Raw genomic sequence first — 20,806 nt, 5'->3', positions numbered from 1 at the left:
CGAGGGCGATTTTACACCTCCCCGCGCGCTGAGGTATTTCTACGAGGTGAAATGTCGAGAAAGTGCGGAATGGGTGGTCGGCCGCCGCAACTACCGCAGGTACTTCGCCCGCAGGGCCTGGCGCTTCTCGGGGCCGAAATCCAGGGCCTCGGTGAGGTAGTTGTCGAAGGAGCCGTAGTTGGCGCTCACCGCCGCCATGGCGCGGTCGTAGTAGTCGTTGTAGGCGTAGAACAGCGAGTCGACGTCCGCATCGAGCCCGCGCGCAAGCCGCAGCTTCTCGCTGATGGCGTCGATGATCCCCTCGGCGCGGTTGCGGACGAACAGGTTCGTGGCCAGATAATCGGCGCGCACGTAGGCCTCGGGCACGCCGAGCGCCCGTTCCACGATGACGGCGCCCAAACCGGCACGATCCTTGCCCTCGGTGCAGTGCCACAGATATGCTCCGCCGTCGCCTTCCAAAAGCACCTCGAGGAACGACGTGTAGGCGACCCGCCCCGCCTCGTCCAGCAGGATCTGCGGGTACATGCCGCACACCAACTCGTGGGGGCCGGCGTTGTAGCTGGCGAAGGTCTTCAGGTCCTGGGCCACGCCGGCACCGTGGGTGATGCCGATGGTCTCGCCGGACAGCGCCGGGAAGTCGTAGAAGACCACGCCCTCCATAAGCTCGCGAGGGTCGGGCTCCTTGTCGCGCTCGAGCTGGGTGCGGAAGTCGATGACGCCGGCGAGGTCGTAGTCGCCCACGAGCCGCGCCAAATCCTGCTCGCTCGCCTTGTGCAGCGCGCCGCTGCGCAGGAGCTTCGCCGGCGCGATGGTGCGCCCGTCGGCCGTCGGCATGCCGCCCAAGTCGCGCGTGTTGCGCAGCCCCTCAAAGGGAATGTGCCCGAATTCGGGGAACCCGGGAATGGGCTCGGGTCTATCGAGCTGCGAGGACTTCTCCTCGTCGATGCGCTTCTCTTCCGTGGTCATAGCGGCCTCCCGTCTTCGCGAACGCGGGCCCCCCGCGTCGGTGTCTCCCGCCTATGGTAGGACAGCGAAGGGCCGCCTGCCACGGACAGACGGCCCTTGTCATCGTTTCGTCGCGACGGGGCGCCAATATCGGCGGCGCCGGACGCGCGATCCGGCTGTCTTCGCGCCCTCCTACGACGCCTTCGCGAAGGCAACCGACGAGGCCTCCACGGGACGCGCCGGGTCGCGTATCCAGTCGTTCATGTTGCCGGCGTACAGATACAGTCTACTGTAACCCGCCGACGCCAGGTAATCGCAGGCGATCTTGGCATGCACGCCCATCTGGCAGTACACGACGACCGCGTCCTCGGGGAAAATGCCGTTGTCCTGGAACATCTCGGCCAGCTCCTCGGCAGGATCCTCCGAGGCGGCGGCCACATCGAGCCGAATGTTGATGGCCGAGGGAATATGGGCCGGGTCGTAGCGCAGCGGCGGCCGCACGTCCACGATGGGCATGCGCCCTATCTCGCGCTTCACGAAGTCGGCATCGACGATTTGGTAAGCCTTCATTGCAACACCTTTCAAATTCGCATCGGGCGCGACGGGACGACCGACCGCGCCTTCTTCCCCAGCTCATATCAATGATTGGGAATTGGCCGGATCGTGCAAGGCAAAAGCATGCGGCACTGCGTCCTATCGCGTTTTCTGCTTTCAATGGTAGCTTTGGCGCGCCTTCCGATGGCGACGGAGCCGTTACGCTTCCCCTTCCGTTGCCCTTCCAAACGAAATCTTTTATTCCACCCCTTGACAGAACGGTGGCGGTGCCTATACTTATGAACAGTTGCTCATATGTTTAATAGTTTGCAAGGAGCTGAGATGAGCGAACCGACAGCCATAGAGAAAGAAGCCGGCAAAATCGTGGAAGGCGCCTGCGCATCGCTGGAGGCCTGCCCCTGCGGCTGCAACCGCGAAGCCACGGCAGGCTTGTTCGCGGAAATGCCCGACGAGGAGCTGCTGTTCGACGTGGCCGACCTGTTCAAGGCCTTCTCCGACACCACCCGCATCAAGATCCTGTTCGCGCTCATGGGCGGCGGCCTATCCGTCGGCGACATCACCGCCGTCGTCGGCTGCACCCAAAGCGCCGTGAGCCACCAGCTGCGCACGTTGAAGCAGGCGCGCCTTGTGAAAGCCACCCGCGACGGCAAGAACGTCATCTACGCCCTCTCCGACGACCACGTCTACACCATGCTCGCCCAGGGCATGACCCACGTGTGCGAGTAACCCTGTCCCCCTTGCGATTCACCGAACCGCCCGCCACTATCGAGTGGGAACAACATTGAAAGGAACCATCATGCGCAAGTCATTCAAACTGGAGAACCTCGATTGCGCCAACTGCGCCGCGAAGATGGAGGCCGGCATCAATGAGCTGCCCGGCGTGAACAAAGCATCCATCAGCTTCATGACGAGCAAGCTGATGATCGACGCGGACGCCGCCGACGAGGAGGCCCTAGCCGCCATTGTCGACGCCGCCCAGGCCGTCTGCACCAGCTACGAGAAAGACTGCCGCATCGTCCGTTAGGATTCCCCATGAACCCGAAGCAGAAGAAACTCCTCACCCGCATCATCGTCGCGCTCGTGCTGTTCGTCATCATCGAGGTGGCGGCCCAGACCGGCATCCTGCGCGCCGCCTTCGGCACCCCCGGCGACGTGTACGCCGAGTTCGCGTTGTTCCTCATCCCCTACCTCATCGCCGGCTACGACGTCATCGCCGGCGCCCTGCGCGGACTCGTTCACGGACACGCGCTGGACGAGGACTTCCTCATGACCGTGGCCACCTTCGGCGCGTTTGCGCTGGTGCTGTTCCCCGACACCGAGCCGCACATGGCCGAAGGCGCGGCCGTGATGCTGTTCTTCCAGGTGGGCGAGCTATTCCAAAGCTACGCCGTGGACAAGTCGCGCCAGTCCATCGCGGACATGATGGATATCGCGCCCGAGTACGCGAACGTCATGGAGGAGGGCAAGCTGAAGCAGGTGGATCCCTTCGAGCTCGCCCCCGATGACGAGTTCATCGTCATGCCCGGCGAGCGCATCCCGCTTGACGGCACGGTGCTGACCGGCGAAAGCCAAATTGACACGGCGGCGCTCACCGGCGAGTCGGTGCCCCGCACGGCGCGCCCAGGCGACGAGGTCATCTCCGGCTGCGTGAACCTGACGGCCAAACTCGTCGTACGCGCCACCAAGCCCTTCGAGGACTCCACGGTAAGCCGCATCTTGGAATTGGTGGAAAACGCCGCCGAGAAGAAGGCACGCACCGAGAACTTCATCACCCGCTTCGCCCGCGTGTACACCCCCATCGTCGTGGGCGTGGCCGCTGTACTCGCCATCGTGCCCCCGCTGTTGTTCGGCGGTCAGTGGTCCGACTGGATCCTGCGCGGACTCACCTTCCTCGTGGTGTCGTGCCCCTGCGCGCTGGTCATCTCCGTGCCGCTGTCGTTCTTCGGCGGCATCGGCGGCGCCTCGCGCCTCGGCATTCTGGTGAAGGGGTCGAACTACCTGGAGGCCCTCGGCTCCACCGAGACCGTCGTATTCGACAAGACCGGCACGCTGACCGACGGCACGTTCTCCGTGACCGAGCTCGTTTGTGCCCCCGGCGTAAGCAAGGCCGAGCTTGCTGGCATCGCCGCGGCGGCCGAGACCTTTTCCACCCATCCCATCGCGCAATCGGTGCGGGCCTATCGCGACTCCCTGACGACCGACGCGCGACCGGACAGCGACAACGACGCGAATCTGGCGCAACCGGACAGCGACTCCACCACGACTGGCGCGCGGCCCGGAAGCAGCTCCACCACAACCGCCGAACGGGTGCGCGACGTCCGCGAGATCAGCGGCCAGGGCGTGGAAGCGGTCGTGGACGGACGAAACGTGCTCGTGGGCAACGGCAAGCTCATGGCGGCCCATGACATCGCCTTCACGGCCACCGACGTGCCGGGCACCGTGCTCTACGTGGCCGCCGACGGCACCTACCTGGGCGCCATCGTCATCGCCGACACCGTGAAGCCCGACGCCGCCCGCGCCATCGCCGATTTGCGCGCGGCCGGCGTGAAGAAGACCGTCATGCTCACGGGCGACCGCACACCCGTGGCCCGGGCCGTCGCCGCCGAACTCGGCATCGACGAGGTGCACGCCGAGCTGCTTCCCCAAGACAAGGTGGCCGAGGTGGAGGCGCTTCTCGCCCAAACCGAGCGCGACACCAATGGCAAGGGCAAGCTCGCCTTCGTGGGCGATGGCATCAACGACGCACCCGTGCTCACCCGCGCCGACATCGGCATCGCCATGGGCGCCATGGGTTCGGACGCCGCCATCGAGGCCGCCGACATCGTGCTCATGAACGACGACCCCGACGACATCGCCCGCGCCATTCACCTGGCGCGGCGCACCATGGGCATCGTCTGGCAGAACATCGTGTTTGCCCTGGGCGTCAAGTTTGCCGTGCTGGTGCTGGCCGCCTTCGGCATCGCCAACATGTGGATGGCCGTCTTCGCCGACGTGGGCGTGGCCGTCATCGCCATCTTGAACGCCATGCGCGCCATGAACGTGAAGCGCTACCTCGACTAAAGGCGAGCGGTCAAATCAACTTTAAACTGCATTTCGGCAACCGCCCGTTCACAGGCTGGCTCATAGCCCCCGATTTTCCTCGTCGGGGGCTATGCTCTTTTCAGCACATCAGTTGCACCACGCGCCGTCGCCTTTCCAGACGCAACGGCGCCGCGACACTGCTGCGCGCACTTTGTGTTCCCGACCACTTTGGAGGTTCGTCATGAAAGACGAGAAGGAGACCTTGCGGAAGACCGCCGATAGCATTCACGTGATGGAAAAGTTCGATCCGGCCATCCTCGCTGATGTGACCGCGCCCGTCGTGTCGCTCTATATTCCCGTGCACCACACCGAGCGCGAGGAGCGCCGCGATATCTGGGATCGCGACATGTTCAAGGATCTGATGAAGGATGCCGAGCGCACGCTCGCCGAAACCTACGACAAAGATGCCTATAAGGGCATCGTCGAGAAGGCCGACTACCTGCTCGAGCATCCGGACATGCCGCTTTGGCTGCATGCCGGCGAGGGTCTGGGCTTCCTCATGAACAACGACGACATCTACGTGTACAACCTGTTCTTCGCCCCCGATCCCATGGTGGCCGCCGGCGACACCTACTTCGTCAAGCCGCTTTTGCGCAACTTCCAGTACGGCACCGAGTACTATGTGCTGGAACTGGGCAACGACCGCTTCAGCTGGGTGAAGGGCGACCGCACCCATGTGGAGCGCCAGCAGCTGCCGCAGGAAGTGCACGACTTCTTCAGCGAGCTGTTCGCCAACAGCGACGACATCGCCGCCGACGCTCGCAAGGGCGAGAAGGGCGCGCTGGACTACATCTCGCTGGAGGGCCACATGGGCCAGTACCACGACCATCAGTCCCGCAACGAGGTGAAGAAGGACGACGCCCTGCCCTGGTTCCGCTATGTGAACAAGGCCGTGAACGACTACCTCGTGCACGATGACACCACCCCCATCATCCTGTGCTGCGACGAGGAGTACGAGACCGCCTTCCGCAAGCTCTCCACGCTGCGTCATCTCTTGCCCGTCGGCATCAAGAAGGATCCCGCCGGTCTTGACGGCAAGGCGCTTCTGGAAGAGTCGCTGGCCGTGATGGACGGCATCCGCGATGCGAATATCAAGGAAACCGCCGAGAAGTTCGGCGCCGACGCGGCCCATGGCAAGGCCTCGGACGACTTCGACGCCATCGGCATGGCGCTGGCCGAGCGCCGCGTGGGAGCGCTGTTCCTCGTGAAGGGCAAGATCCTCCCCGGCGGCTTCGACATCAACACCGGTACCGTCACCTTCGACGGCGATCCGAACCCGGTCGATGACGGCTACATCGACCCGGCCGCGCCCGACATCACCGACGCCTTCGCCCAGGCGGCACTGGCCCAAGAGGCCCACATCTACATCGTCGAGCAGAACCAGATGCCCACCGACAAGTCGGTAGCCGCCCTCTTCCGCTACGCGGAGTAACGCCCACGGCGGCGTGACAAATAGCTATACTGAAAGGGAGCTCTTACGGGCTCCCTTTTCTCATGCCCTTAAAGGAGCTTCCATGACCGACCCCGCCCAACTCGCCGACCTCGCCATCAACCAGCCCGATGTGGCGCTCATCTTCGAGGGCGGCGGCATGCGCAACAGCTACACGGCGCCCATGGTGGTGGAACTGCTCGCGCGCAACCTGAACTTCGGGTGCGTCTACGGCATCTCGGCCGGCTCCAGTCACACGGTGAACTACCTGGTGCGCGACGCTACCCGCGCTCGCGCCTCATTCGTCGAGCTGGTGAAGTATCCGCGCTTCGGCGGCTGGGGCAGCTTCTTGCGGGGCACCGGCTACTTCAACAGCCCCTACCTTTACGAGGAGCTGATCGAGAACGCGCCCGCCGGCGACCCCATGGCCTTCGACTGGGACACCTTCGCCGCCAACCCGGCCGAGATGCACATCGAGGCCATGGATTGGGACACCGGCGAGACCGTCGCCTGGACCCGCACCGATGTGAAGGACGCCCACGACCTGGGGCTGAAAGTGCGTGCATCGTCCACCATGCCCCTTTTCATGCCGCCCACCACCATCGACGGGCACACCTACATGGACGGCGGCATGGGAGATAGCTGGGGCATCCTGCTGAATGCCGCCCGCGCCGACGGCTACGAGCGTTTCTGCATCATCCGCACCCAGCCGCGCGGCTACCGTAAGCACGCCATGAGCCGGGGCGCCCAGGCGCTCTTCCGCGCGGCCTTCCGCAAGCATCCCATCGTGGCCGAGCGCACCATCGCGCGCTGGCAGCCCTACAACGAGCTCTGCGACGAGATAGAGCAATTGGAAAAGACAGGCGCCGCTTGGGTCTTCTACCCCGACACCATGGACGTCACCAACAAGACCACCGACTACGACGCCCTCGTCCGCTCCTACGAAACCGGCCTCGCCCAAGCCCAGCGCGACATCGCCTCCCTCCTGGAGTGGCTGGGCTAAACCGCCTATAAAGCAAGAGCACCCCGCAAAGGAGAGTACAGGCAAATCGCCAGGTGCTCTTTCGGAAGCCGCGAAGACGCCATCCTAGGGGTAGAACGAACGACCTTTTAATATTGCTCAATGAACGAAGCTAAGTCACTGCGGCTATGGACATCAAGTTTTTGGTAGATGTTCTGTACATGGGTCCGCACGGTGTTCAGCCCCATACAAAGCTCTTCCGCGATTTCTTTGTTCCCACGTCCCGCAGCCAGCATTCCCAATACCTCAGCTGTGCGTGGAGGCAAGTGATACTGCGCCGCAATGCGCTCGCATTTGTGGTTGAGATACTCTTCTCTGGCTTGCTGAAGATCAAACGCAGAGCGATCAGTTACCTCAGGGGCTTCCTGAATCGATACCTGGGTCAGCTCCACAAGGTTTCCCCCCGAGAGAACTACCGTCGCGCAACACACCACGACTAGAACAAGAGCAACCCAAAGATATTCGCCCCCTTGGAAGCTGTAAATCGACTTTAGATAGCCTGCACCGAGCAAATACCCCGCTATCGACCCCGCCAAAAATGCGGCGCGGCCAAACGCAACGATACAAAGTGCCCGCTTTCGACCCACGAAGGCAGCCGCGGCAATGAGGCACCATGACAAAACATCGAGAACCAGGTAGAGCGCATTAGTCAGTTCGAACATCCAATGAGCGTCTACCCCGACCGCAAACACCAGAAGTAACGCAAAAACGCAGCTGACCACAACCAAATAGTAAACGCCACGTAGCATGGATACCGAGAGACCCTTAACTGCCAGCAGCATAAGCGACAAGCAGGAAACCAGGGCGAGGAACATCATCGAATGGAGATAACCCTCCTGAGAGGCGTCTAGGAACAGCACACGCCCCATGCCAGCCACAGCCGCAAACACGAAGAACGCCGAGAAGAACCGCCAGAAATCGACAAGCGATACGCGCAGTCCCCTCTCGCCTTCCTCAGCCTCGTCAGCTCGCTTCCCTCCCTTTCTATAAGGGCCAGTGAGCACCAGCGCCGTCGTCGTCATCGGGAGCAAAGCCAACACGAGCCCTGCTGATATCAGAGTGACGCACGAAACCACAAACCAAATAAGCATTGAGAGAACCGACGATGCCGAGATAAAGAGAAACGCACGCTTGGGCCCCTCTTCAGCAAGATCAAGACCAATCCTCACGGCAAGTGGAGCCATTCCCGCAGCCGAAACGCATGAGCCGAGGCCGAAGAAAAAGGGGGTCAAAAACCCTACGGAGAACAGCATGAGCAGCGATCCCGCAGTCGCAACAAGAGCGAAGCCGGAAATAGCCAGCGGAAGCGAAAGAACCCTCAACGTTCGACGAGGAAGGAACGCCGCTGCTACGAAAGCTGCCACAAGAGTCAGAGAGGGAGCCACGAAGAGAAAGATGCGCTCTACGGGACCCGCCGCATTGAAGCGAATCCACGACTCCCCGAAAAACGTCATATGGTACCAAGCCATATAAAACGCCAGGGCGAAGCAATGAATGCCGGGCCACTTCTTCCCCTCGTCCGACAAAGCCGCAAACAAACCGCCCATGCTCTTTGTAGATGCCGCGCCTCTCGCCAAGTTACCAGCACCTCCAAAGTATCGCCGGCTACGCACACTCCTTCAGGACGAGGAGACATGCCTCCAGCCCCTTCGCCCAATTAGCATAATACCCCGTTTTGTCCCGCTCCTGCAGCGACTTAGAAAAAATGGGAGTCCAGCGGGCAAGGTGCTCATCGGCAAAACGGGCCGCATCTGCAACGAGAGCACGGCCCTCCTCCTCTTCGTCGGCTAAGGCGGCTCTTAGACAGAGGGCGGAAAGAAAGCCAAGCTCGATGGCGATATGGTCATCGGCCACCTGTTGAAACTTATCGGCTACATAGCCAAGTGACTTATAGAAATTGCGAACATCGAGGGTACTTTCCTGAAAGAGGAGCTGAGGGTTGCCAACATACGTGGATTCCCAGGGAGAAACCTCGAGCGAAGGGCTTACGAATAAGCGATAGTATCCCTCCCCGATGCGCTGGAAGTCATTCTCATCTGTCAAAAACTGGTCCATAGCGCAGGCAATAGCCTCGTTGCCTCCCAACCCAAGAAGGGCAAGAGCTTCCTGGAAGGTATCTTCGCGCAACGCATTGACCTGTCCAACACTGGGCTCTGCGCCGAATACGCTCTGTAACACCTTCAGCACCAAACCGAAGGCAGCCGCCTTTTGCCGATCAAATACGCTTACGTCTGTGCTCATTGGCCTTTCCTTTCCTTCGGCTCGGTAGACAGTTCTCCGAACATTTTCAGATTTGAAAACTTCAGCATATGGAAGGCGACCGCGCACAATTGCAATCGCCTTCCATCTCGCACGCTCATTTCGCGAACACTCGCCTTCGCGGCTTTTCAAATCGCATCTTTCCAGCAAGCATCCCTATAGACGAACGCTGGCGATTCTCTTAATAGACGCTCTGAACAGTGAATTCTTCTTCAAGAGCACAGGCACGCGGGTTTATTAGCAGCGAAGGGTTCGTCTCGCTAGCGGAGGGCAGCACCGGAATCTCCGACACCAAGCCTTCGCCATGAAGAGCGCGCAGATCGTCCAAATCGCCGAACTCCAAGCAGCGCATCAGGCAAGAATCGACACAGACGGGGTTCCCTCCAGCGGCAGTTAAATCCGAACAACCGTCGCACTTACGGCTCACACTTGCCTCCGCGTCATACTGGGGTTGGCCATAGGGGCACGACATTACGCAAGACCGACAACCAATGCATACCTCTTCATCGATAGTTACCAGTCCCTGCTCGTTCTTCGCGCAAGCTCCCGAAGGGCAGTTGCTCACACACGCAGGGTCTTCGCAGTGATTGCAGCCTTCGGAAATGTGGAAGAATGACCCCTCGGGGAAGCGTCCCGCTTCTACCGTCACCACACGGCGGAACAACATTCCCACCGGAAGAGCATTCTTGTCCTTGCAGGCAATCTGACAGGTTCGGCAACCAATGCAATTGACTGCGTCGAAGTAAAATCCCATACGTCCCATCGTTACTCCTCCTCGTCTTTCTGGCATTCGGGCATCGCCACAGGACGCTCCCAATCTTCAGGGCTGCCATCCACCTTGGTCACCGAGCAAATCTGGGTGTTGTATCCCGAGACGCCCGTGCCGCCCGTCACCGAGCCGCACAGCGTGGCGCCGGATCCGCCTAGATCGTTTCCTTGCTCGTCCATCTCAAACCATCCTCCATGGGGTAGCCCAACCACGCCAGGCATGATGCGGTTGGTCACACAAGCCTGACGCACCACCCGACCGTAATCGTTCTCAACGAGAACCGTGTCGCCGGTCTCAATGCCTAACGACTCGGCATCTTCCAGACTTATGAACAGCGGGCGTTTGAATGCCTCGCGAAGCTCCAAGATGTTATCGAAGTGAGCGTGCGCTGTACGGGGGTAGTGAGGATTGAAGAGCTGGAAGGGATACGGGCCTTTTTCGCGTGCCTCATAGTTCGCAAATGTCGCCTTATAGCCGAACTTCTGATCATCGACGTATTCGGGCACGGGGGACACGACGCCCCATCCTGCGCGAGAGGTTTGCTCTTCCAGGCGACGACAGTACAGTTCCATCTTGCCGCTTTCGCTCGCGAGGGGATTTTCCTCGGGAGCAGTTCGGAACGCCTCGTATGCGATGTGCCCGTGATTGTCAGATTCAGAACGGGGTACGGTTATCACGCCCTGCTTTAGCGCGTCCCGGTAGGAAATCTTACCTTCTTGGGGCTCACCTTCCACGCCGAGGGCTGCGATGTCCTCTGCGGTAAAGGTAACAAGGGGCGAGAAGGTCTTTCCGTCGTCCTCAATAATCTGCGTCCCGGAAATCTGATAGAACGATTGCTGCTCGTCGGAGTACGGATAGGCCAAATCGGGGTCGATGCCCCAGCGCGCGAGGAGTTCGCGTCCAATCCACGTGACCGACTTCGACTCCCAGAGCGGATCACACACCTTATCGCCCAAGAAAGCCGCCTCTCGCCCCGTGAACATACCCAACTGGGGCGGCAGCTCCCAGGGCGAGCACACGGGAAGTACGATATCGGAGTACTGGGCGTTCGGATTGAACGTAAGCGCATGGGTCACCACAAAATCCATCTTTCGGTAGGCCTCGATACCCTTTATCTGGTCTTCCGTACGGCTGAGCATATTGAGCGAATAGTTGTAGATACAGCGAACATCAATCTCGCGCTCTTCGCCTTCGAGAAATTGGCCAAGGCCGTTGTACACGTAGCGACCCTCCAGAATCGCGGGCCACAGCAGCGGATCCTGAATGCAATCATCAACGGGGTCGGGCACGCATGGCAACTTTCTCCAGCCCGGGTTGATGAGCGCATTGCCGCCACTTGCCGAGGTGTCGCGCAAGCTGCTGCCGGTCATATGGCCCGACTTGCCGAAATGTCCACCGAGCACGCACCCCACTGCCATAAGAATCTGAGGAAGGTTATCTACGTCGTTGCAGCGCCCCGGACCCCATCCACAAAGCAGGGCCGTCTTGTTTTCCATACCCAGCACATAGGCAATCTCTCGAATCTTGCCTGCAGGAACGCCGCAAATCTCCTCTGCCCACTCGGGATTTTTGGCACAACCGTCATAAATTCCCAGAATATGGTCTTTGAAGTTCCTCTCGGTGTCGGCGCCCTCCGGCATGGATTCGGCATCGAAGCCGATGGAGCAGCGATTGACCACGTCCCAATCAATAAGCGGATTACTCTTGGGATCATCCTCGGTGATCATCACGTAGGCGCACGCCATGAGAAACGCGATATCAGTGCCAGGGCGAATGGGCACCCATTCCGCACCCAAGACCTCTGCCGTGTCCGTATGCATGGGGTCGATGCAGTAAAACTTGCATCCGGCGTCTCTCATGGGCACGAAATTCGCCCACAAGGTTGTGCCGTCAGAGCTCCAAGCAGGGTTCACGCCAACCATGACCGCGTATTCGCAGTTGCGTGCGTCAAGTCGATCATTAAGCATGTCGATGCCGCCACCAGCATTAGCTGTTCCAAAACCCACCAGTTCGGGAACGTTCTGGAAAGAGCCCGCCGAGCCCGTGCCGTAATGGGACACTTGACCGCCGTAAAGATTCAGCACATTGAAGAATTCCAGCCCCTTGATGAAGAAGTCAGGAAAATCGATGTACATTTCATAATCAACATAAGTACGGTTCGTGGGCTGTTGACCACTTCCGAGAATGGCACGGTTTCCATAGGTTTCCTTGATGCGCGTTATTTCGTCTGCCACCATATCGAGAGCTTCGTCCCACGAGATGCGCTCCCACTCGTCAATGCCACGTAGGTCACCGTTGACGTTATCGCCGCCACCCGGCTGCCAGTGCTTCCGCTTCATAGGGAAGCGAACGCGGTCCTTCGAGAACACGTCAAACTTTCTCGAGCGGCCACGCAAGCAGGCGCGGTGCTGAGGATGATTGAAAGAATCGTCGTGGGTGTCGTCAGTTTTAAGCCTGAGGACGGTGCCGTCTTTCACATAGGCTTTGAGTCCACATTTGCCGCCGCAATGCGCCCAGCACACTACTGGCTTCCACTCCGGTTCAACTTCTTCCAACTCTCCTGTCTCTGCCATTCGGACGTTGTTTTCGGAGCACCCTAGGCTTGTAGCGCCCAAGGCAGCAACCGTGGCGGCACACGCGCCAATGAAGCCCCTTCGAGACAAATCTGACAATCTCTTCTCCGTATTAGACATAGTTCCCCTTTTCTCTCCACGGGATAAAGCGTTCTTGCAAACATCCCGGTTTGCAAGCGCCGACAATCCGCAAGATAGAACGCGGGGCTATACTTGTCCTCATCTATTCAGACGTTTGCGGGTTTGGGGACTAGTTCTTTTGGATGAGTCCAGTTTTGACCTGGGTTTTTTGTTATTTAGCTATAGTGAAGTTGCCGTCAATGCGACCATCTGATGGCGCGAGCGAAGGCAGCGACGAGGCGAACGCAATATTTAGAGCACCGTACTACTATCTCCCAAATGCCCTCGCTCGCTTCTAATGCCAACAAATAAGCACGACTAACCATTTCCAAATATCAAGGCTCGGTCATTCGCTATTGTTCGCAATGTCCATCCATTGCGTTCACGGACCACCCGTACGCGAACGCCAGCAAATGAAAGACTCGGAACCCTCATGAGCATCTATGATTTCAGCGTTAGAGTCTAAGGCGACACCGACGTGCCGCTGTCCAAATACAAGGATAAGGTGCTTCTTATCGTTAACACCGCCACCAGTCACGGTTTCACCCCACAGTACGAAGGCCCGGAGAAGACGGGCGCCGCCTGGATCTTCTATCCCGACAAGATGGAAGTCACCAACAAGACCACCGACTACGATGCCCTCGTGAAAATCCTACAAGGACGGCCTCGCCCAAACCCAGCGCGACATCACATCCCTCGTAGAGTGGCTGGGCTAAGCCGACCGAGAGCCGGCAATCCTCCGAAGACAAAAAAGGACCCCTCTCGTAAGCGGGGTCCTTGTGTTCAACCGTGATGGTTGGGAGAAGTCTTCGCGAAAGCGAATTTACTTCAGGGTCACAGCGGCGCCGGCCTCTTCCAGCTTCGCCTTGATCTCCTCGGCCTTCTCCTTGTTCACGCCCTCGGCGACAGCCTTCGGAGCGCCCTCGACGACCTCCTTGGCCTCCTTCAGGCCCAGGCCGGTGATCTCGCGGACAACCTTGATGACGGCGATCTTGTTGTCGCCGAAGCCCTCGAGCACGACGTCGAAGTCGGACTTCTCCTCGGCGGCAGCGCCACCCTCAGCCGGAGCAGCGGCGGCCACGGCCACCGGAGCGGCGGCGGACACGCCAAAGGTCTCCTCGATGTCCTTCACGAGCTCGGAAGCCTCGAGCAGGGACATCTCCTTCAAAGCCTCAATGATCTCTTCACGAGTAACAGCCATGTTAGTTTCCTTTCAAAGGGGGCCGGCACCTCTTCGCGCCGACCGTTATTTCTTCTTGCGTTACGCGACCCGTCTCAGGCCGCCCGAGCTGTTAGGCAGCTTCCTTCTGCTCGGCCACGGCCTTGACGACCTGGGCCAAACCGCGCGGCACACCGTTGATGGTGGTAGCCAGACCGCGAGCGACGCCGGAGATAGCACCGGCGATCTGAGCCATGAGCTGCTCGCGAGAGGGCAGAGAAGCGATGGCCTCCACCTCTGCGGCCGACACGGCAGCGCCTTCCATCAGGCCGCCCTTGATCTCAAGGTTCTCGTTGGCCTTAGCGAAGGTCTTCAGGGCCTTAGCCGATGCGGCCACGTCGTTGCCGGAGAACACGAACGCGCTGGGGCCGGCGAGCATATCGTCGAGCGTCGGCAGTTCGGCCTCAGCGAGCGCCAGGTGAACCAGCGTGTTCTTGTAGACCTTCATCACCGAGCCGGTCTCGCGAATGTCGCGGCGCAGCTGCTGCATCTCCTTCACGGTAAGGCCGCGGTAATCCACGACCCACATGGCGGAAACGCCGTCGAGATCCTCCTTGATGCTGGCGAGCATCTCCTTGTTCTGAGCGTTGGGCATGTTGTACGTACACCTCCTTCTCAAAGCTTTCCGGGTTCCGCACCTGTGCTGGGTGGGCCGCAAGCCTTAAGATGAGAAAAGCGGCCCCCGCCCATAAGACGGAGGCCGCAGAAATTCACGGTTGCGAATCTTCGACCACCTCGGCGGGCCGCTTTCGCGATTAAACCGAGCCGTTGCGCCAGGTGTCGCCCCTTCCGGAACGCCCCGCAGGCGGTTGCAGACTCGGTACCTGCTGTCTTAAGTAGCGGAACATATCTGTTCGTTGCACTGCCCACCTTTGGGCAGCTCGTCTATTCTAGAGCGAATCCCGCCCGTGTCAACGGGTTTTTCTCCCCTCTTCAAAAAACCCGCGCGAGCGGCAGCCTGCGCAGCCCGGCCAGCGGCAGCCTGCGCAGCCCAATCAGCAGCAACCTGCAGTTGCTTACGAACGAAGGCCCAGCAGCTCGAACAGCTCCTTGCGGGAGTTGATGCCCATCTTCTCGTAAATGTGGCGCGTGTGGGCCTTGAACGTACCCTCGGCGATAAACAGCTCCTGCTGAATGACGCGGCCGGTCTTCCCCTCGGCCAGAAGCGCCAGCACCTCCTGCTCCCGCGGACTCAGGCGGTAAGTGCGCGAGAGCTCCTCCACGCGCTCGGCGGCGCGCTCCTCCTCGGCCGTGCGCTGCACGAGGCCGCCCTCCTCCAGGATGGACACGCCCCACTTGCTAGCCAGCTCCTTCTCGGAGAACAGCAGCACCGTGGCCGCCAAAATGAGTACCGACACGATGACCGTCACCGCCAGAGCCTCGGTGGACGCCGGCAGCCCGAGCATGCCCAGCGCATCGGTGGCGCCGCCACCAGCCAGCTGCAGCAACTGCTCGGCGTTCTTGATGGCCATGAACGCCACGATAGCCACACCCAAGCGCTTGGCGATGTCGAACAGCAGGAACATCACGAGGAAGGACATGAGCGAGTAGCTGATGGCGATGAGGTAGCTGGACGCCGCCGTGCCGAACAGACTCTCGGCCGGCACCAGCAGAAAGCCGCACACCATGAGCACCACGGGAGATCGGTACAGAAGCCCGATATTGAACCGCTTCGACGCGAAATAGGCCGTGGCGAACAGCACCGCCATGAGAATGAACGTCGAGGCCGACGAGTGCCTCCCCGCGCCCGCCACCAGCTGGTTCGCCCGCATGCCGTAGGCGAAGGCGTACAGGCCGTACAGCACGAACAGCTTCCACGGGTAGGAGAACTTCGGCACGCCCCGCTTGGGACGATCGGCCGCAGGCACATGCTCGTAGGCGCCCTGCAGGCACAGCGTCGCCAGCAGAGGCAAAAGCACGAGCATGGCCTGGGCCTGAAGGCCGACAAGCCCCTCGCAGAAGAACGTGATGACCGAGCCTAGAAGCATCGCGCCCGACAGGAACAGGAAGATGCGCAACAGACTGAAGGTGGCCAGCACTTCCGCGGCCAGCAGCAGGAAGAGACCATAGCCCACGCCCGCCGCCAGCGATCCCGCGACCATGAGCCCCAAGGACGCCCCCGGGATCCAGGCAGTCGCCACGCACAGCAGCGATGCAGCCGCCATACAGCCGGAGGAGACCGCCTTCACCACGCGATTCTCGTTCAGGGGCACCAGACGCCGGAACAGCAGCACCACGAGAATGCTGACGGCAATGAAAGCGATGTCGAACGTGAGGTGAGAATCGAAGTCGCTCGACGGCGCGCCCAGCACGCCCGCGCCCGACGTTCCCGTGAACGTCAGCGTCGCCCACGCCCGAGCGCACCCGTAAGCGCAGACGTAGCGCCGCCCGCCCCTCAAGAGCGCCCGACGATCTTCCGCATTCTCGCTCTTCACACTCAGCCCCTTTGCAACCCTCGTGTCAATCTCGCCCGTCTATTATGGCAGAAATTTCGAGTTGTTAGACATATCCTCTGTCTACGCCTGAACCTAACTGCGCTTTTTGTCTTTCAAAAGGCGGAAAGTCTTTTCCGAGCTCCTCTTTCGACGAAATCAGGCCATCCTCAGGGAACCGAATGTCTAACAACTCGAAATTATTCCCAGAAAACATGCCCCACATTTTCCAGAAGTCCCAATCCGTGGCAAGTCCCGCTTTTTCCACGTCCCCAATTCGGCGGAAACGGCAAAGCCGACGCCCGGTGAGGGGCGTCGGCTCAGAGGGAGGGTGAGAAAAGCGCCGTTAGCGAGTCTACAGGCCGGCGACGTAGCGGCCCGTGGCGAAGCCGGTGGTGATGGCGCGGCCCACCGACAGGCCCTCGATGTCCATGGGGTAGTTGCTGTTGCCGAAGAAGGGACCGGAAGCGTTTCCGACGGCGAACAGGCCCTCGATCGGCTTCATGTCGACGTCCAGGCACTGGAAGTTGCCGTCGCACCACAGGCCGTCCACCAGGGCGTCGATGTTGTTCGCGCCGCGCGGCACCGCGTAGCAGGGGGCCTCGATCGGCACCATATACTCGTCGCGCTTGCCGAAGTCCTCATCGCCGTTGCCGGCGGCCACCAGCTCGTTGTAGCGGTTGATGGACTCGACGATGGCCTCCACGGTGTAGTCGTGGGCCCAGCCCTCCTCGTCGGCGTAGGCGATCATGCCCTCGGCCAGCTCCTCCAGCGTGTCGCCCTTGATCCAGGCTTCGGGATCGACGTTGCGGTAGGCGTTGTGGATGGAGATGTCGGAGAAGTCCTTCCAGGCATCGTAGTGCTCCTCCCAGTTCGTGGGCACGATGGAGAAGAACTTGGCGGCCGTGGACTCGGCGAAATCGACTTCGGCCAGGTACTTGTTGGTGAACTCGTTCAGATAGCCCATGCGGCAGCAACCCTCGTCCATGAAGCGCTTGCCGTGACGGTCGAGGAACAAATACGGCATCTCGAAGCGCACCTTCGGGCCCTCGCCGTGCACCATCTTGGTGTGAGAGGCGGGGCACATCTGGGCGCCGGCCCACATGGCGGCCTTCAGGCCCGTGCCGTTGCGGAAGTCGACGGCCTGATGCAGGCCCTTCGCGTCGGGGGTGTAGTAGTACAGCATCTCGGAATCGCCCACATAGTCGCCGGCGGCCATGATGACGCCCTTGTTGGCACGCAGCAGCACATGAGCGCCGTCCTTGGTCTCGCCGATGGCACCCGCCACGCGGCCGTCCTCCACGAGCAACTGCACGCAGGGGGTCTCGAAGAAGATCTCGGCGCCCTCGGCCTGCACGGCGTCGCCGATGACGAGCGCGCCCTTCTGATGGCCCTCGTCATGGAAGTAGGTGTTGGCATGGAAGAACACCTCATGCCCGTTGCAGTTCACCGTGTAGTCGTAGGGCTTCGACTCGCTGCCGCCCTTGGCCGCAGCCTCGGCCCACCAGGCCAGCGCCTCCTGGGAGTTGCGGGCCCAGGTCTCTACCTGGCCCAGGTTGGCGCGGTAGTCGCTCTTGTAGTTGATGAAGGACAGCACCGCCTTGATGCCGGCCTCGTTCGTCTTCGTCAAATCGATGGAAGCGCCCATGTTGCCGGCGGTCTGCACGATGGAGAGGCTCTGCAGCGCGCCCACCGTAGCGCCCGCCTCCAGGGCGGCGTGCATGGCGGAAAGCCCCGACTCGCCCGCGCCGACGACCACGACATCGTAGGTGTGCTCCTCGTCGAACTCGGTGATTTCGGCCGGCTTCTGCAAAAAGCTCGGGCCCACGTAGGTAGATCCGTCCTCGGCAGCGGCGGCGCCCGTGCTCGCCATCTTCTGCTGGGGAGCGCAGCCCGCGAGCGCGCCGGCTCCGGCAGCGGTGATGGCGGCCAGGCCACCGAACTTGAACAGGTCGCGGCGAGAAACATTCATTCCGTTGGTCATGATGGGTCCCTTTCCCTCACTCGTGACGCCGAGCTTCTCTGAAAGCTCGGTTGCAGCGTCCGTGCTGCGTTGGTTTGCGGAGAAGCTTTTCGCTTCGCCGCCGCAGCTCCCTCGCTGCACCACGCACTATGGACGCCTTGGCAAATCCACGCATCGACCAAGCGGGAAAAAGAAGTTTAAAGCTTTAAACCCTCCTATAAACCTTCATGTTGACCTGGGAAAACAAAAGCGAGCGAGATTGCTCCCGCTCGCTTTAAACCTTAAGAATTACGTTGGCTCCGAAGCGCCCCTAGGCCACTTTCTCGGTGTCCTCGCCAGAAGCAACGTCGGCAGGCGTCTGGGCGGCCCCGTTATCCTGCACCACATCGTCCTCGGGCTCGCCGGAGGCGTTCTCGGAGGCCTTGCCGCCCTCGCCCAGAATCTCATAGGCCGGGCTCACGTTGGAACCGGCAGCTTCCACGTAGGTGAAGTTGATCTCGTCGCCCACCTTATAGCCGACGATGTCCAGCAGCCCCGGCAGCGCGAAATCGAAGATGGAGCCGTCCTCCCCTTCCACGGTCAGGTAGAAGTGGGTGTTGCCCTCGATGACCGCCTGATTCATGGAGCGGATGGTGCCCTTCACCGTCACCACATCGGTCGCGCCGCCCTCGCCCTCGGCCACCACGCCGTTGGTGGCGAGCAGCGCCTCGTAGGCCTTCTGGGTGTCGGCCACCGTATCGCCCACGGCCACGTTCTGGTAGCGCTGGATGTCGATCATGGCGAACTTCTTCACCAGGCCCGCGCCGTCCTTCAGGGCCATGAAGTAGGTCGGCTGGTTCGACACGTTGATGAGCAGCGGGAACGTGGAGGTGTAGCGCAAGTTCTGCACCTGGCCCTCGGCGGACTGCATGGCAGAGTCCTCCGTGGCGCCCGAGACGCTGTAGAAGTGCGACTCCTGGGTGCGCTGGTTCACCAGCACGAAGCCGATGATGGAGTTGTCGGCCGTGGCCGAGGTGACGCCGGTGTACACCCACACGTCGTCGTCCTTGGCGATGTAGTTGTAGCCCAGCGTGCCGTCGGTGCCGGGCGTTGTGCGCACCACGCCCTCCTGGCCGAGGAACGAGTTCAGCCAGCCGTTGTTGTAGGCCCCCCACCAGTTGTACTGCTGGATGAGCAGCTCGGCGGGAAACACGCGGTCGACCCACTCGGGGCAGTCGGCCACGGCGAGGTCTTGGGTCTCGCCGGTGGTGGCGTCACACAGCACCACGCGACTGATGGTCTCGCCACCGAAGAGTCCGATGGTGAAATCCTTCACGGGACAGATCCACCAGGGGTGGCCGTCCTCATCGATTTCGAAGGACTTCTCGCCGAACATGTAGAAGGGGTAGGACAACTGCACGTGGCGGTCGATGTTGCGCACGAGCGGCTCGGACTGCGAGTAATAGATGGGGCTGTCTTCCAGACGCACGATCTCGGCGTCCTGGGTGGTCATGTTCACGAGCGCGTAGGCCGGGATGCCGCCCTCGCGGTTGGTGAACCACTTGAACAGGTCGGCGTAGCCCAAGGGGCTCACGCGAACCGGCGTGCCCTGGTAGTTGATCTGCGAGTACAGGTTCGACACCTCGAACTGGCTGACGTACTCGGGGATGGAGCCCATCTCGCGGTTGCCCAGCAAAATGGCGGAATCGCGGTCGATGACGGGAATCTCCGAATAGTTCACTTCCTTGATGTCCTGGGCAAACTCCAGCGTGTCGGTCTTCAGCACGTTGGAATACTTCTCGGCATTGCCCGGGAAGATCGCCATGGACATAAGGGCGCCAATGGCCACGAGCGCCACCACGGCCACGGGCACGAAGGACAGAATGCGGAAGGTCTTCGCCTTACCCTCGTTCTTCGTCACTTCCTTGGTGCCCGTCTTGTACTGCTTGGAGCGCATCCAGAAAACGAGGAACAGCGGCAGCAGGATAACGATGAAGACGAAGCCCCAGAAGTCCGTGGAGTGAATGTTGATGGCCGGATGGAACCACCAGTAGGCACCGGCGATGACGAGCAGCGCCAGCACGATGATGAGCGCCAGCCATTTCTTAGAAGGCAGGTGGAAGTCGTTGGCGAGGAACTCGAAATCGACCGTAGGGCCACCATGGCCGCCATCGCCGCCATAACCGGAGCCGGAGCCGCCATGGCCGCGACCGCCGCCGTTGCCCGCACCCCCGAACCCGCCGAAGCCTCCGAAGGGAAAGCCGCCCACACCGCCGCGCGAGCCCGACGCTCCCGCGCCGGCGCCCGAGCCGGAGCCCGGCGTCTGCGGCCCGGACGACGCCGAATCCGACGCACCGGCGCCCGAGCCCACGCCATCGGTGTTCATACCCGACTGGCGCAACGCCTCAAGCAGCGAATCCAAACCAGATTGTGCCACGTAACTCATCCTCTCTTATCGGCC

At 61.0% G+C, this 20,806-nt stretch carries 16 protein-coding genes and 1 pseudogene; 5 read left to right on the top strand and 12 right to left on the bottom strand.

What is annotated here, in order from left to right; all coding sequences use genetic code 11:
* Window positions 1-90: 90 nt before the first annotated feature.
* Window positions 91-966, bottom strand: coding sequence for a tyrosine-protein phosphatase (locus GO707_RS05520; protein ID WP_114539423.1), 876 nt, complete (start codon window positions 964-966; stop codon window positions 91-93).
* A 171-nt stretch (window positions 967-1,137) separates the two neighbouring features.
* Window positions 1,138-1,515, bottom strand: a complete 378-nt coding sequence (locus tag GO707_RS05515; RefSeq protein ID WP_157012436.1) for a sulfurtransferase — start codon at window positions 1,513-1,515, stop codon at window positions 1,138-1,140.
* A 306-nt stretch (window positions 1,516-1,821) separates the two neighbouring features.
* Between GO707_RS05515 and GO707_RS05510 the strand changes: the two genes are divergently transcribed.
* The 5 genes from GO707_RS05510 (at window position 1,822) to GO707_RS05490 (ending at window position 7,013) form a co-directional block, all read left to right on the top strand.
* A complete protein-coding gene (locus GO707_RS05510; RefSeq protein WP_181869679.1) occupies window positions 1,822-2,226 on the top strand; it encodes an ArsR/SmtB family transcription factor in 405 nt (134 codons plus the stop codon).
* 70 nt (window positions 2,227-2,296) lie between these two features.
* Entirely contained in the window at window positions 2,297-2,524 is a 228-nt protein-coding gene (locus GO707_RS05505; protein ID WP_114539425.1) for a cation transporter, read from the top strand.
* Between the two features lie 8 nt (window positions 2,525-2,532).
* Window positions 2,533-4,560: a heavy metal translocating P-type ATPase gene (locus GO707_RS05500; protein ID WP_114539426.1), complete on the top strand. Its 2,028-nt coding sequence runs from the start codon at window positions 2,533-2,535 to the stop codon at window positions 4,558-4,560.
* Window positions 4,561-4,762: 202 nt separating this feature from the next.
* On the top strand, window positions 4,763-6,013 hold the full coding sequence (locus GO707_RS05495; RefSeq protein ID WP_157012435.1) for a baeRF8 domain-containing protein: 1,251 nt from the start codon (window positions 4,763-4,765) through the stop codon (window positions 6,011-6,013).
* An 82-nt stretch (window positions 6,014-6,095) separates the two neighbouring features.
* The gene (locus tag GO707_RS05490) at window positions 6,096-7,013 is read left to right on the top strand and encodes a patatin-like phospholipase family protein (protein WP_114539428.1); all 918 of its coding nucleotides are present in this window, start codon (window positions 6,096-6,098) and stop codon (window positions 7,011-7,013) included.
* A gap of 107 nt (window positions 7,014-7,120) precedes the next feature.
* Here the strand turns inward: GO707_RS05490 and GO707_RS05485 are convergent, their stop codons facing one another.
* The 10 genes and pseudogenes from GO707_RS05485 to GO707_RS05440 form a co-directional block, all read right to left on the bottom strand.
* On the bottom strand, window positions 7,121-8,578 hold the full coding sequence (locus GO707_RS05485; protein WP_114539429.1) for a helix-turn-helix transcriptional regulator: 1,458 nt from the start codon (window positions 8,576-8,578) through the stop codon (window positions 7,121-7,123).
* 58 nt (window positions 8,579-8,636) lie between these two features.
* Entirely contained in the window at window positions 8,637-9,272 is a 636-nt protein-coding gene (locus tag GO707_RS05480) for a TorD/DmsD family molecular chaperone (RefSeq protein ID WP_114539430.1), read from the bottom strand.
* Between the two features lie 199 nt (window positions 9,273-9,471).
* Window positions 9,472-10,053 carry a 4Fe-4S dicluster domain-containing protein gene (locus tag GO707_RS05475; protein ID WP_114539431.1) on the bottom strand — a complete coding sequence of 194 codons (582 nt, stop codon included), beginning with the start codon at window positions 10,051-10,053 and terminating at the stop codon, window positions 9,472-9,474.
* A gap of 2 nt (window positions 10,054-10,055) precedes the next feature.
* The gene (locus tag GO707_RS05470; RefSeq protein ID WP_231699514.1) at window positions 10,056-12,632 is read right to left on the bottom strand and encodes a molybdopterin-dependent oxidoreductase; all 2,577 of its coding nucleotides are present in this window, start codon (window positions 12,630-12,632) and stop codon (window positions 10,056-10,058) included.
* Between the two features lie 30 nt (window positions 12,633-12,662).
* Window positions 12,663-12,752: pseudogene (locus GO707_RS12865) on the bottom strand (twin-arginine translocation signal domain-containing protein); the annotation flags it as partial.
* 823 nt (window positions 12,753-13,575) lie between these two features.
* Window positions 13,576-13,953, bottom strand: a complete 378-nt coding sequence (rplL, locus tag GO707_RS05460; RefSeq protein ID WP_114539433.1) for a 50S ribosomal protein L7/L12 — start codon at window positions 13,951-13,953, stop codon at window positions 13,576-13,578.
* Window positions 13,954-14,044: 91 nt separating this feature from the next.
* Complete coding sequence (gene rplJ / locus GO707_RS05455) at window positions 14,045-14,566, bottom strand: 50S ribosomal protein L10 (RefSeq protein WP_114539434.1); 522 nt, start codon at window positions 14,564-14,566, stop codon at window positions 14,045-14,047.
* Window positions 14,567-14,987: 421 nt separating this feature from the next.
* Window positions 14,988-16,406, bottom strand: coding sequence for a helix-turn-helix transcriptional regulator (locus tag GO707_RS12715; RefSeq protein WP_114539435.1), 1,419 nt, complete (start codon window positions 16,404-16,406; stop codon window positions 14,988-14,990).
* Window positions 16,407-16,758: 352 nt separating this feature from the next.
* Window positions 16,759-18,387: an FAD-binding protein gene (locus GO707_RS05445; protein WP_157012434.1), complete on the bottom strand. Its 1,629-nt coding sequence runs from the start codon at window positions 18,385-18,387 to the stop codon at window positions 16,759-16,761.
* A 289-nt stretch (window positions 18,388-18,676) separates the two neighbouring features.
* Complete coding sequence (locus tag GO707_RS05440) at window positions 18,677-20,782, bottom strand: Tat pathway signal sequence (protein WP_302011339.1); 2,106 nt, start codon at window positions 20,780-20,782, stop codon at window positions 18,677-18,679.
* Between the last annotated feature and the right edge of the window lie 24 nt (window positions 20,783-20,806).

Source organism: Adlercreutzia rubneri, from assembly GCF_009755265.1.
Taxonomy (GTDB): Bacteria; Actinomycetota; Coriobacteriia; order Coriobacteriales; family Eggerthellaceae; genus Adlercreutzia; species Adlercreutzia rubneri.
The sequence above is the reverse complement of the archived record's forward strand: the minus strand, read 5'-3'. Positions and strand labels throughout refer to the sequence as shown.